This window comes from Aeromonas salmonicida subsp. salmonicida (assembly GCF_001643305.1).
GTDB classification, from domain to species: domain Bacteria; phylum Pseudomonadota; class Gammaproteobacteria; order Enterobacterales; family Aeromonadaceae; genus Aeromonas; species Aeromonas salmonicida.
In genome coordinates this window covers 58,056-70,273 of the sequence record NZ_LSGW01000049.1, presented here as the reverse complement: position 1 = coordinate 70,273, position 12,218 = coordinate 58,056, and the positions used below count along the sequence as shown (strand labels likewise).

Here is a 12,218-nt window from a genome sequence, read left to right as displayed (position 1 = left end):
CTGAAATCGGGCCATGAGGGCTGACCCTGCCAGCTGGCTGATATATAATCCGCCGATTTCCATGGCAGCAACGCACAAGGCACTGATGGAGCTTATCCGCGGTATTCACAATATCAAGCCCCGTCACCGGGGATGTGTATTGACCATAGGCAACTTTGATGGGGTCCATCAGGGTCATCATGCCGTGTTGGCACGCTTGCAGGAAAAAGCCGTCCAACTCGGTCTGCCAGCCTGCGTCATGCTGTTCGAGCCCCAGCCACTGGAACTGTTTGCCGGATCGGCTGCGCCTGCTCGCCTCAGCCGGCTGCGGGAGAAATACGAAGCGCTCAAGGGCATGCAGATCGACCGCATGCTCTGCGTGCGCTTCAACCATCGTTTCGCCGAGCAGTCCCCCAACAGCTTCATCGAGCAGTTGCTGGTCGAAAAACTGGGGGTGCGTTATCTGGTGGTCGGCGATGATTTTCGCTTCGGCAAGGGGCGGGAAGGGGACTTCCACCTGCTGGAGGAGGCGGGCCATCGCTTCGGTTTCGAGGTGATCAGTACCCAGAGCTTCCAGCTCGAACGGCAGCGGGTCAGCAGCACACTCGTACGCGAGGCCCTCAAAGCTGGCCGGATGGCGGAGGTGGAGATGATGCTTGGCCGCCCTTATACCATCAGCGGTCGGGTGGCCCACGGTGACAAGCTGGGCCGCACCATAGGTTTTCCCACCGCCAATCTGGCACTCAAGCGCCAGGTCATCCCGGTCGGTGGCGTGTTTGCAGTGGAAGTGTTATGTTCCGGCAAGACCTTCCCCGGCGTAGCCAATGTGGGTGTACGGCCGACAGTGAATGGCACACAAGCCAGATTGGAAGTACATCTATTTGATTTTTCTGGTGATCTATATGGTCAGCAGGTCAAGGTGCTGCTTCGCCACAAGCTGCGCGAAGAGCAGAAGTTTGCCTCTTTCATCGCCTTGAAAGAGCAGATCGAACGAGATGCCTTGGCGGCCCGAGCCTGGTTCGGGCTGCCACTACTCAATTTACCCAGCACTCTTTTAGAAAAGAAGGGAACCCAGGACTGATGAGCGACTATAAACACACCCTGAATCTGCCGGAAACCGAGTTTCCGATGCGTGGCGATCTGGCCAAACGCGAACCCAACATGCTGAAACGTTGGTACGATCAGGATCTTTACGGCGCCATTCGCCGCGCCAAAGCGGGCAAGCCCTCCTTCATTCTGCATGATGGCCCCCCCTACGCGAACGGCAGCATTCACATCGGTCACTCGGTCAACAAGATCCTCAAAGACGTCATCATCAAGTCCAAGGGCCTCTCCGGCTTCGATTCTCCCTATGTGCCTGGCTGGGATTGTCACGGTTTGCCTATCGAGCTGAAAGTGGAAGGCATGGTTGGCAAGCCGGGTGAGAAGGTCTCCGCTGCCGAGTTTCGCGCTGAGTGTCGCAAATATGCCAAAACCCAGATCGAAGCGCAGAAGACCGACTTCATCCGTCTGGGTGTGTTGGGTGACTGGGAACACCCCTACCTGACCATGGACTTTGGCACCGAAGCCAACATCATTCGTTCCATGGCCAAGATCGTTGAAAATGGCCACCTGCACAAAGGCTCCAAGCCGGTGCACTGGTGTACCGATTGCGGTTCTGCGCTGGCAGAAGCGGAAGTGGAGTACTACGACAAGAACTCCCCCTCCATCGACGTGCGCTTCAAGGCCGTTGACGAGGCGACCGTGGCCGCCAAGTTTGATTGCCCTGAAGGCCACCTTGGCAAGGGCCCGATCTCTGCAGTGATCTGGACCACGACTCCTTGGACTCTGCCCGCCAACCGCGCCATCGCTATGCACGCCGATCTGGACTATGCCCTGGTGCAAGTCGAAGGTGAGCACCCCGAGCGCCTGATCCTGGCCGCCGAGCTGGTCAAGGATGTGATGGACAGGGCCGGTATCGAGAAGTTCCACAATCTGGGTTACACCAAGGGCGTAGCGCTCGAGCTGCTGCGCTTCAACCACCCCTTCTATAGCTTCGATGTGCCTGTGGTACTGGGTGATCACGTCACCCTCGATGCCGGTACCGGCGCCGTCCACACCGCCCCTGGCCATGGTCAGGAAGACTTTGTGGTCGGTCAGAAGTACGGTCTGGAAGTGGCCAACCCGGTTGGCAGCAACGGCGTTTACCTGCCGGATACCGAACTGTTTGCCGGCCAGCACGTGTTCAAGGCCAATGCGGCCGTGGTCGAGGTGTTGACCGAGCGCGGCGCCCTGCTGCACCACATGGTGTTCAACCACTCCTACCCGCACTGCTGGCGTCACAAGACTCCTATTATCTTCCGTGCCACCCCGCAGTGGTTCATCAGCATGGAACAGAAGGGGCTACGTCAGCGCGCGCTGGAAGAGATAGAGCGCATTGAGAAAGACGGGATCACCCAGCACGGACAGAGCGGCTGGGTACCTGCCTGGGGCAAGAACCGCATTCAGGCCATGGTCGAGAACCGTCCTGACTGGTGCATCTCTCGTCAGCGTACCTGGGGTGTGCCAATCTCCCTGTTCGTTCACAAGGAGACCCAGCAACTTCACCCGGAATCCGTGCGCCTGATGCACGAAGTCGCCAAGCGGGTCGAGCAGTCCGGCATCCAGGCCTGGTGGGATCTGGACAAGGCCGAGCTGCTGGGCAGCGACGCCGACATGTACGACAAGGTGCCTGACACCCTGGACGTCTGGTTTGACTCAGGCTCGACCCACTCCTCAGTGGTAGATGCTCGTCCCGAGTTCAACGGTCACTCCGCCGACCTCTATCTGGAAGGCTCCGACCAGCACCGCGGCTGGTTCATGTCGTCGCTCATGATCGGCGTGGCCATGAAAGACAAGGCTCCCTACAACCAGGTGCTGACTCACGGCTTCACCGTGGATGGTCAGGGTCGCAAGATGTCCAAGTCCATCGGCAACGTGGTCAGCCCGCAGGATGTGATGAACAAGCTGGGAGCCGACATACTGCGTCTGTGGGTCGCCAGTACCGATTACACCGGCGAGATGACGGTCTCCGACGAGATCCTCAAGCGCTCTGCCGATGCTTATCGCCGCATTCGCAACACAGCCCGCTTCCTGCTGGCCAACCTGAATGGTTTCAATCCGGCAACCGACATGGTGGCTGCCGCCGACATGGTGGTGGTGGATCGCTGGGCAGTGGGTCGTGCCAAGGCAGCGCAAGCCGAGATAGTGACGGCCTTTGAAGAGTACAACTTCCACGGCGTGACCCAGAAGCTGATGCAGTTCTGCTCCATCGAGATGGGTTCATTCTATCTGGACGTCATCAAAGACAGGCAGTACACCGCCAAGGCAGACAGCCTGGCTCGTCGTTCCTGCCAGACTGCGCTCTATCACATCGCCCAGGCCATGGTGCGCTGGATGGCGCCCATCATGAGCTTTACCGCTGATGAAATCTGGGCCCTGCTGCCCGGCGAGCGCAGCGAGTTCGTGTTCACCGAGGAGTGGTATGACGGCCTGTTCGGGCTGGATGCCGGCGAGCAGATGGACGATGCCTTCTGGGCCGAGATCCTCACAGTGCGCGGTGAAGTGAACAAGGCGCTGGAAGCGGCCCGGGGCGAGAAACGCATCGGCGGCTCCCTGCAGGCCGAACTGACCCTGTTCGCCAAGCCGGAGTTGGCCGAGCGCCTGAATGCCCTGGCCGATGAGCTGCGCTTCGTGCTGCTCACCTCCAAGGCCAAGGTCGTCACTGCTGACACCGCACCGGAAGGTTCCGTTGCGACGGAGCGTGCTGACCTCTGGCTGAGCGTGGCCCAGTCCGCCGCCGCCAAGTGCGACCGCTGCTGGCACCATGTGGAAGACGTTGGCACCATTGCCGGTCACGAAGAGATCTGTGGCCGCTGCGCCACCAACGTCGAGGGTGACGGTGAAACACGTCAATTTGCCTGATGAAGATGACTCATAACGCGATCCATAACAAAACAGGCCTGCGTTGGCTGTGGCTGGCGGTGCTGGCATTCGTACTGGACCAGGCGAGCAAGCTCGCCGTGGTCAAGATGCTGCCATTTGGCTACCCGGGGGTGGAGATCACCCCCTTTTTCAATCTGGTCCACGTTTACAACAAGGGGGCGGCATTCAGCTTCCTGGCCGATCAAGGTGGCTGGCAGCGCTGGTTCTTCGCCGTGCTGGCGTTTGCCATCTGTGGTTTGCTGATCCACTGGTTGCGCAAGCAATCCGTCACCCAACGCTGGAGCGGTATCGCCTATTCGCTCATCATCGGCGGTGCCCTTGGCAACGTGTTTGATCGACTGGTACTGGGCCATGTGGTCGATTTCCTCGATTTCTACTGGCAGCGTTCCCATTGGCCGGCGTTCAACCTGGCCGACAGCTTCATCTTCATCGGTGCAGTCATGATAGTGCTGGAAGGCTTCCGCTCCGAAAAGAAGAAGGAGGCGCCATGAGCCAGCAGATAGCCGCTGACAGCAGTGTGCTGTTCCACTTTGCCATCAAGCTGGAAGATGGTTCAGTTGCTGACAGCACTGCGCTGCAAGGCAAACCGGCACGCCTGCGGATGGGTGATGGCAGCCTGACAGCCAGCTTCGAGCAGTGTCTGCTGGGGTTGCGTACAGGGGAGAGCAAGAGCTTCACGCTGACCCCTGAGCAGGCGTTTGGTCTCTCCAATCCTGACAACATCTACCATCTGGACAGAGCCAAGTTCGGCGCCGATGTGGAGCCCAAGATCGGCACCATCATTCTGTTCGACCAGCCCAATGGCAGCGAGCTGCCCGGTATCATACGGGCGGTGGAAGGCATGTCGGTGACGGTCGATTTCAACCACCCCCTGGCCGGCCATACCGTCACCTTCGAGGTGGAGATCCTGGGCGTTGATGACGAGGAAAAGGTGATCTGATGGATATACTGCTGGCTAATCCTCGTGGCTTTTGTGCCGGTGTTGATCGCGCCATCAGCATTGTCGAGAGCGCGCTTGAGAAGTTCGGGGCTCCCATCTATGTCCGCCATGAAGTGGTGCACAACCGTTATGTGGTGAACAAGCTGAAAGAGGCGGGTGCCGTGTTCGTCGAGGAGCTGGACGAGGTGCCGGATGACAGTATCGTCATCTTCTCCGCCCACGGCGTGGCCAAGACGGTGCGCGAGATGGCCAAGTCCCGTGCCCTCAAGGTGTTTGATGCCACCTGTCCGCTGGTGACCAAGGTACACATGGAAGTCCATCGCGCCAGTCGCAAGGGCTCAGAAGCCGTGCTCATTGGTCACGCGGGTCACCCCGAGGTGATCGGCACCATGGGCCAATACGAAAACCGTGAAGGTGGTATGTATCTGGTGGAAACGCCGGATGATGTGGCCAGGCTCAAGGTGAAGAATCCGGATGATCTCTGCTTCGTCACCCAGACTACCCTGAGTGTCGATGAGACCTCGGATGTGATCGACGCCCTGCGCAAGCAGTTCCCCAAGATCCAGGGGCCACGCAAGGACGACATCTGCTACGCCACTCAGAACCGCCAGGATGCGGTGCGGGAGATGGCGGGGCTGGTAGACGTCATGCTGGTGGTCGGGTCACGCAACTCTTCCAACTCCAACCGCCTGCGCGAGCTGGCCGAGAAGGTGGGCAGCAAAGCCTATCTTATCGACGATGCTTCCATGATCGAAACCGTCTGGCTGGAGGGGGTCAAGGCGATCGGCGTCACTGCGGGTGCCTCCGCGCCGGACGTGCTGGTGCAGAACGTCATCGCCCGCCTGCGCGAGCTGGGTGGCAATATGGTCGTCGAACACCCGGGTCGTGAAGAGAACGTGGTGTTTGAAGTGCCGCCGGAGCTTAGAATTATTTGAATGCAGCCAGGAAGGCTTAAGAATAAAGTATGATGATATTGACGCCGAGTTTGTCGTGGTGACAGGCTCGGCGTTAAACTTGTAACGCGGTCAATCACCAAGGATGGGATATGATTGGGTTCTTTCGAGGCTTTTCTCTTGTTGAGTTGATGATTGTCGTCGCCATTGTGGCGATCCTTGGCACCATCGCTTACCCCTCTTATCAGCAGTACCTGCTGACCAGCCACCGTGTCGATGCCAAAAAGATGCTGTTGGACGCTGCCAACCGGCAGGAAACCTACTTCATGGATTTCAATCAATACACCTCCTCGGCAGCAGACCTCAATCTTTCTGAAAATTCGGATGCTGGCCATTATCATCTGGTTTTGTCTGCCGCTGGCAACTCTTTCCGGTTGTCAGCAACAGCATCCGGTGCGCAAGGGGCTGATAGTGACTGCGTGGTGTTTTCAATCGATCAAAATGGTACGAGGAGCGCTCTGGATAGCAGCGACAGTACCAACAACGATTGTTGGGATTGAGTGATGAGACGGCTAACTTGCCTGGCTGGATTCAGTCTGCTGGAAGTAATGATAGCGGCAGTAGTGCTTTCGTTTGGTCTGTTGGGGCTGGTTGCCATGCAGGTACAAGCAAAGTTTTCCAGTTATGAGGCAAGACAGAGAACCATTGCCAGCTGGCTGGCCAATGACATGGTTGAGCGTCTCAAGGTAAACCGTGGGGCATGGGAGCTTCAGGCCAGCAATACCTGGATTGTCAGTGGCGGCACCTCATCTTTGCCATCTTGTGCCAATGAGAATGGCACCATGAGCGGTTGCAGCAATGCCGATTTGCTGGCGCTTGACCTTTATTATTGGCGACAGTCGCTACTGGGTAGTGCGGCATCCGGGGCTGGAACGACCCTGCGCAATCCCACCGGCTGCATTATCAAAGGTGCAAACAATGGCTTGACCGTCTCCATCTTCTGGGCGGGTCGCGAATCGTCCCATGATGGTGCGGCTGCCGGTGCTGTTGACCCCGCCATTACCGCTTCTTGCGGAATTGCTGGTCTGGATTTGACGAGGCGTCAGTTTGTTCTGACGACCACCCTGTGAACAGTCGTGGTTTTACTTTGGTTGAATGGCTTATCGCCATGGTCATCGGCGTCTTTTTGCTGGGTGGCGTGTTGGCTGTTTTTGTTGCCTCCCGCTCTACTACCAATGAGTCCTTTGATCAGAGCGAGCTGCTCGAGAACGGCCGCATTGCCATGCGTCTCATCACCCAGGATTTACGCTGGGCCGGATTCTGGGGGGATTTCACGGGGGGGGCTTTGACTGTGGGCGATGAGCTGACCTTGTCTTCCGGGGCTACCGTGGCAAATGATTGTCTGGATGAGCGAAATGAAGGGAGCCTTCCCTCCAGCCTCTTCCCGGTGCGCCCACTCTGGGTTGCCCATATCAGCACGGCAGGCACCATGAGCGGTTTTGCCTGTATTTCATCCCCTACTCGCGTGGCCAACACGGACGTCATCAGCATCAAGCGCCTGATTGGCAATCCGGTGATGGGAGGGTTGGATGCCAATCGCTTCTATATGGCTACCAATACTCAACTGGCTCATTTGTTCAGAGGTAATGAGACAGCTCCCTCCGAGACAACCATGCCGATGCGCCAGATTTGGGAGTACCAGCACCACGTCTATTATCTCTCTCCTAACGGCAGCGGTGGTTTTGAACTGCGCAAGCGAATGCTCACTGCTGATGGTGGCTCTTGGTTGATATCAGGGGCCTTGGTGGATGGTATTGAGCGCATGGTGCTGCTGTTCGGGGTCGACACCAGCAATGTGCCGGATGGTCGTATCGACAAGTTTTCTGCCATAGATGCAGTCACCTCGCAAGAGTGGGGTGAAGGGCGGGTGATAGCAGTCCGTGTGTTTTTGCTGGTGCGCTCGCTGCAGGCATCCAGCCGCTACACCAATAACAATGTCTATCAACTGGGTAATGTCAGTGTGGCCGGAAATGGGGATGGGTTTCGCCGCCTGCTTCTGGAAAGCACTGTGGTGCTGCGCAATCCCATGATGATGGCGGGAGGTGGGCAATGAGGCATTCACGTGGCGTGGCATTGATAGTGGCGCTGGTGATCCTGGCTCCTTTGACACTGATCGCCGTGGTGTTGATGCAATCTGGGGGCATGGATCTGCGTGCCAGTGGGGCGGCGGCAGCGTTACAGCAGGCCGAGCACAGGGTGGAGGGCATCATAGGTGGCGCCATGCAGCAAACAGGGCTCGCCACCCAGATTGCTCAAATGCCTTCTGTTTCGACTGCTACGTCAACAGTGAGCGGCTCCATGGGTAATGCCATCATGCAATATAGAAGTGAAACCGTGTGCAAGCGACGCTTTGACGCAACCAGCAAGAACGTCATACCCGCCTGCCGTTATGTGGAGCTCGAGGCAAGCCAGGCGTACGGGAAACAGGGACGTCCCATGACCTGGATTGTTGGGGTCGAACAGCCATTGTTAAAGAAGGCTGAATAGGAGCGGCAGCGATGCTACATCATGGAAAACTGTGGTTGATGGCCCTGTGTGCACTGAGTGTGCCTGCCGTCGCCGGTGATGCCTACTCGGATGATACCGAGTTGTTCATCTATGACTTCTCGAAAGCGGGGGATTATCGGCCCAAGGTGCTGGTCATCTTCGACAACTCCGGCAGTATGGCAGAAACCATGGAGCTGGAGCGAGAGAAGTACAATCCTGCCACTGTCTATCCATCGTTGAGCCGGGATCCGGATACCGGCAACTCGCGTAATTATGTCTATTACTCGACCGACGGTTCTGTGCCAGCCATCAACAGCAATCGGCGCTTTCGCGACAGTATCAATGCTTGTGCTTCATCCAAGACTCCTCTTGGCACTGTAGGTTACTTTCAATCCCAAGTCTGGACCTATGTCTATTCAAGCTATCGCAATGGGGTGCCTCGTCAGGGGGATTGGGAGACCATCTCGGGCGAGAACGAAGATGACATCACCATCGTCGACTGCAAGCAGGATATTCAGAACCGCACTCCTGCCAATCCTTTCAGCGGGACGCTGGAGGTGGGGTCGGTCAGTGATGGTTATCCGGTCGACAAAACCAGCAATACGCGCGGGGAATGGTACTACACCGGTAACGCAAACGACGCAACATCGGGTAGCAACACCAGTGTAACCCTCTACACGGCCAACTATATCCGCTGGTATTACGGGCCAACGGGTTACGCCGTCGAGTCACGTCTGCGCATCGCCAAGGATGCGGTCAAGTCTGTGATCTCCTCCACTCCCGGGGTTGATTTCGGTTTGGCCATCTTCAATACCAACAACAGTACCAGTACCAATGGCGGCAGAGTTGTACGTCGCATCCTCAGCAATGACGATATGGTCGGCACCATCACCGCCGAGCAGAATTTGCTCAATACAGTGGAGGGCCTCTCTGCCACGACCAATACGCCACTGTGTGAAACCCTCTATGAAGCCTACCGTTTCTACGGGGGGCAACCCGTACTCTATGGCAAACAAGGCGGTACGCGGGACAAGCTTGCCGAAGACCCTGAAGGTACTTACACCTCGCCTTATGACAAATGTTCAAACAATGGCTATGTCATCTATGTTACTGATGGTGCGCCGACCAGCGATACGGATGCTGACAGCGCAGTAAAGGCGTTGATGGACTCGTTAAGCACAGATGAGCGGGCTGCCTACGGCTCGACAGTGGGATACGGTTCTGGTAGTGCCAAGAGTTATCTGGCGGCGATGGCCGGTTACATGAAGAACAAGGATGTGAATACCTCATCGCCCGGCAAGCAGACTGTGACCACGTTTACCGTGGGCTTTGGTGATGAAGCCATCTCCGGGGCTGGCAATCTGCTGGCAGAGACGGCGAGACGTGGAGGTGGTCAATACTACCCGGCGGTCAGCGCTGAAGCGCTCACGCAGGCGTTGCGATCTTCCCTGCTGGCCATTTTGCGGATAAACACCTCTCTGGTGTCTCCGGCGATTACCACCAACAACTTTGACCGGACTCGCAGCCTCAACAATATTTATTACGCCATGTTCGAGCCAGATACCGGGCCGCGCTGGAAGGGCAACTTGAAGAAGCTGACTCTGTCTGGCGATGGGTATGTAGCGGATGTTAACGGCCTGCCCGCCATCAAGGCGGATGGTTCCATTCTGGAGCAGGCTCAGACCTACTGGTCATCGGAGCGGGATGGCAATCTGGTTGCCAAGGGCGGTGTGCAGGCAATGTTGGCCGAGAAGACCAATCGCAACCTTTATGTGGTCAATTCAGTTGCATCACCCAAGCGATTGGACGTTTTTAACAAAGCCAACCTTGTGTCGATTGCCGGCTCTGCCGACAACCTTGCCAGCTACATGCAGTTGGCCAGTTCCACCGAACTCGACGGCCAGATCGACTGGACCAAAGGGCTCGATGTGGATGATGAGGATTATGATGGCAGCACCACTATCCGCCCATACATAGTGGGAGATCCGCTGCATTCCCGTCCATTGGTGGTCAACTATGGCTGCGCCATTCCTTCGGGCCAGAGCACTTGTACGCCTGACTTGCGTATCTTGATGGGAACCAACGCCGGTTTCCTGCACATGTTCAAGGATCTCGGCAGTACGGTTGATGAAAGCTGGGCCATGATCCCTTACGAGCTGCTGCCAAAACAGGAGGCTCTGCGTCTCAATGCCGAGTCTGCGGATCATCTCTACGGCGTTGATGCTTCTCCGGTGGCGCTGATCAAGGATGCCAATAGCAATGGTGTCCTCAAGGCATCAGAGGGGGACTTTGTCTGGCTGTTCTTCGGTTTGCGTGCTGGCGGCAGTAGCTACTATGCACTCGATATCACCAATCCTGATGCGCCCAGCTTGAAATGGGTGATCAATAGCCAGACAACTGGCTTCTCATTGCTCGGCGAAACCTGGTCAGTGCCGGAGGTAGCCTATGTACCTTGGGATGCCTCCCCGAGTAACAAGCGACTGGTGATGGTATTTTCCGGTGGTTACGACGCCAACAAGAGCAAGGTCGGGATCGGTAGCTCCGACAGCAAGGGGATGGGGCTCTACATGGTCGATGCCGATAGTGGTGCTCTGGTATTCAGTGCAACACCGGGAACGGGCTCAAGTACCAATAAGCAGGTGACTGGAATGGTCGACAGTATGCCGGGGCCGGTTTCCACACTCGACAGTGACGGTGACGGGAGAACCGACCGGATTTATGCCGGGGATACGGGCGGTAATATCTGGCGTTTGGATATGCCCTCAACCAGCACCAGCGCCTGGAGCGTTTTCAAGTTCGCCAGCCTGGGGTCTGACGATGTGCAGGCGAATGACCGCCGCTTCTTTACCCAGCCGGTGGTGGTGCGGACCATTAACAAGCAAGTGACCAAGACGGTGATCAGTGGCGAAGACTATTTCTCGTTCAAGGAGAGGCCATTCGATGCCGTGCTGATTGGTTCTGGTGATCGAAACCGTCCATCGTCCGAGTCTACAGTACAAAACGCCTATTTTATGCTGCGTGACTACGGGGTCGTTGCCAAGAACTACAACACCGGGGCTCCTGCTCCCATCACGATGACGGACTTGTATGATGTATCGGTGGATCCTCTGGCCGGTGTTACGGCGACCAATGACTTGCTCAGCCTGAGAGCGGCTATCACCAGTAAATCGGGTTGGAAGTATTGGCTGGCGGAGTCAGGAGAGAAGTCCATGGGGGCAGGGGTAGTGCTGCAAGGCAAGCTCTATTTCACTTCTTTCTTGCCGCAGGTCCAGTCATTCGAGGAGTGTACTATCCAGTCCATTGGTGCCATGCGGCAGTATATGGTCGACATGCATTACGGTACGTCTTTCAAATACGTGGTGGACCAGGATGGTAACGAAACCCCTCAGCGCTATGTGGAGGTAAACAACAAGGTAGCCGACGATCTGGTTATCCATGCGGGTGACGATTCGAAGATACGGATTATTGGTGGCGCACCGGGTGAAGAGGTCATTCTCAAAGACGAGGGCGAGGGTGTGCCTGAGCGCTGTACTGGAGAGGGCGAGTGTTCGGAGGGGGCGGATGAGGCTGAAATGGATATGACGCCCAAGAAAATATACCTGTATGAGGATGAGCCCCAATGAAAATGATCCTGTGGCTGATTGCCTTGTTGAGCGCCGCCAGTGTTCATGCTGGAGTGGATAGAAAATGCTATGTCGAGCTGGAGAATGGTATCTATGTCGTTATTCAGGGGACGATAACGGATAGCCAGAGGGCTGAAATCGCTTTTAAAAAGAAAGGGTTTGAAATGGATGGGCAGCTTTTAATGGTCAGGAGGGTAGTGGAGTGCCAGCCAACAGAACAGCCATTCAGCCAGGAGGCCGCCAGACAGCAGGAGGCGTCACAGCCGAGATAAT

The 12,218-nt window shown here is 56.8% G+C and carries 11 protein-coding genes; all 11 read left to right on the top strand.

From position 1 onward, the window contains the following. The first annotated feature begins 85 nt into the window (after positions 1-85). The 11 genes from ribF to tapY2 all read left to right on the top strand — a co-directional run bounded on the left by ribF (position 86) and on the right by tapY2 (position 12,217). Positions 86-1,060: a bifunctional riboflavin kinase/FAD synthetase gene (gene ribF, locus AXW79_RS07280; protein WP_005313473.1), complete on the top strand. Its 975-nt coding sequence runs from the start codon at positions 86-88 to the stop codon at positions 1,058-1,060. Then, positions 1,060-3,921 (top strand): isoleucine--tRNA ligase, encoded by a 2,862-nt coding sequence (ileS, locus tag AXW79_RS07275; protein ID WP_005313468.1) that lies wholly within the window; start codon positions 1,060-1,062, stop codon positions 3,919-3,921. Before ribF ends, ileS begins: the two co-directional genes overlap by 1 nt. Further along, the gene (gene lspA / locus AXW79_RS07270) at positions 3,921-4,433 is read left to right on the top strand and encodes a signal peptidase II (RefSeq protein WP_005313465.1); all 513 of its coding nucleotides are present in this window, start codon (positions 3,921-3,923) and stop codon (positions 4,431-4,433) included. The genes ileS and lspA overlap by 1 nt, the downstream gene beginning before the upstream one ends. Further along, positions 4,430-4,882: an FKBP-type peptidyl-prolyl cis-trans isomerase gene (fkpB, locus tag AXW79_RS07265; RefSeq protein ID WP_005313461.1), complete on the top strand. Its 453-nt coding sequence runs from the start codon at positions 4,430-4,432 to the stop codon at positions 4,880-4,882. Before lspA ends, fkpB begins: the two co-directional genes overlap by 4 nt. After that, complete coding sequence (gene ispH / locus AXW79_RS07260; protein WP_005313459.1) at positions 4,882-5,817, top strand: 4-hydroxy-3-methylbut-2-enyl diphosphate reductase; 936 nt, start codon at positions 4,882-4,884, stop codon at positions 5,815-5,817. Before fkpB ends, ispH begins: the two co-directional genes overlap by 1 nt. A 110-nt stretch (positions 5,818-5,927) precedes the next feature. Further along, positions 5,928-6,335, top strand: coding sequence for a type IVa pilus pseudopilin TppA (tppA, locus tag AXW79_RS07255; protein ID WP_005313456.1), 408 nt, complete (start codon positions 5,928-5,930; stop codon positions 6,333-6,335). Between the two features lie 3 nt (positions 6,336-6,338). Next, positions 6,339-6,905: a type IVa pilus pseudopilin TppB gene (tppB, locus tag AXW79_RS07250; RefSeq protein ID WP_155602333.1), complete on the top strand. Its 567-nt coding sequence runs from the start codon at positions 6,339-6,341 to the stop codon at positions 6,903-6,905. Further along, positions 6,902-7,888, top strand: coding sequence for a type IVa pilus pseudopilin TppC (gene tppC / locus AXW79_RS07245; protein WP_073531764.1), 987 nt, complete (start codon positions 6,902-6,904; stop codon positions 7,886-7,888). The genes tppB and tppC overlap by 4 nt, the downstream gene beginning before the upstream one ends. Beyond that, positions 7,885-8,322: a type IVa pilus pseudopilin TppD gene (tppD, locus tag AXW79_RS07240; RefSeq protein ID WP_005313446.1), complete on the top strand. Its 438-nt coding sequence runs from the start codon at positions 7,885-7,887 to the stop codon at positions 8,320-8,322. The genes tppC and tppD overlap by 4 nt, the downstream gene beginning before the upstream one ends. Positions 8,323-8,333: 11 nt before the next feature. Beyond that, positions 8,334-11,945: a pilus assembly protein gene (locus tag AXW79_RS07235; RefSeq protein ID WP_011898353.1), complete on the top strand. Its 3,612-nt coding sequence runs from the start codon at positions 8,334-8,336 to the stop codon at positions 11,943-11,945. Next, entirely contained in the window at positions 11,942-12,217 is a 276-nt protein-coding gene (tapY2, locus tag AXW79_RS07230; protein WP_043151118.1) for a type IVa secretion system protein TapY2, read from the top strand. The genes AXW79_RS07235 and tapY2 overlap by 4 nt, the downstream gene beginning before the upstream one ends. The last annotated feature ends 1 nt before the right edge of the window (position 12,218 follow it).

Bases quoted from the DNA above. Each gene is read 5' to 3' on its own strand.
- ribF (WP_005313473.1), top strand. From the start codon at position 86: ATGGAGCTTATCCGCGGTATTCACAATATCAAGCCCCGTCACCGGGGA.
- ileS (WP_005313468.1), top strand. From the start codon at position 1,060: ATGAGCGACTATAAACACACCCTGAATCTGCCGGAAACCGAGTTTCCG.
- lspA (WP_005313465.1), top strand. From the start codon at position 3,921: ATGAAGATGACTCATAACGCGATCCATAACAAAACAGGCCTGCGTTGG.
- fkpB (WP_005313461.1), top strand. From the start codon at position 4,430: ATGAGCCAGCAGATAGCCGCTGACAGCAGTGTGCTGTTCCACTTTGCC.
- ispH (WP_005313459.1), top strand. From the start codon at position 4,882: ATGGATATACTGCTGGCTAATCCTCGTGGCTTTTGTGCCGGTGTTGAT.
- tppA (WP_005313456.1), top strand. From the start codon at position 5,928: ATGATTGGGTTCTTTCGAGGCTTTTCTCTTGTTGAGTTGATGATTGTC.
- tppB (WP_155602333.1), top strand. From the start codon at position 6,339: ATGAGACGGCTAACTTGCCTGGCTGGATTCAGTCTGCTGGAAGTAATG.
- tppD (WP_005313446.1), top strand. From the start codon at position 7,885: ATGAGGCATTCACGTGGCGTGGCATTGATAGTGGCGCTGGTGATCCTG.
- AXW79_RS07235 (WP_011898353.1), top strand. From the start codon at position 8,334: ATGCTACATCATGGAAAACTGTGGTTGATGGCCCTGTGTGCACTGAGT.
- tapY2 (WP_043151118.1), top strand. From the start codon at position 11,942: ATGAAAATGATCCTGTGGCTGATTGCCTTGTTGAGCGCCGCCAGTGTT.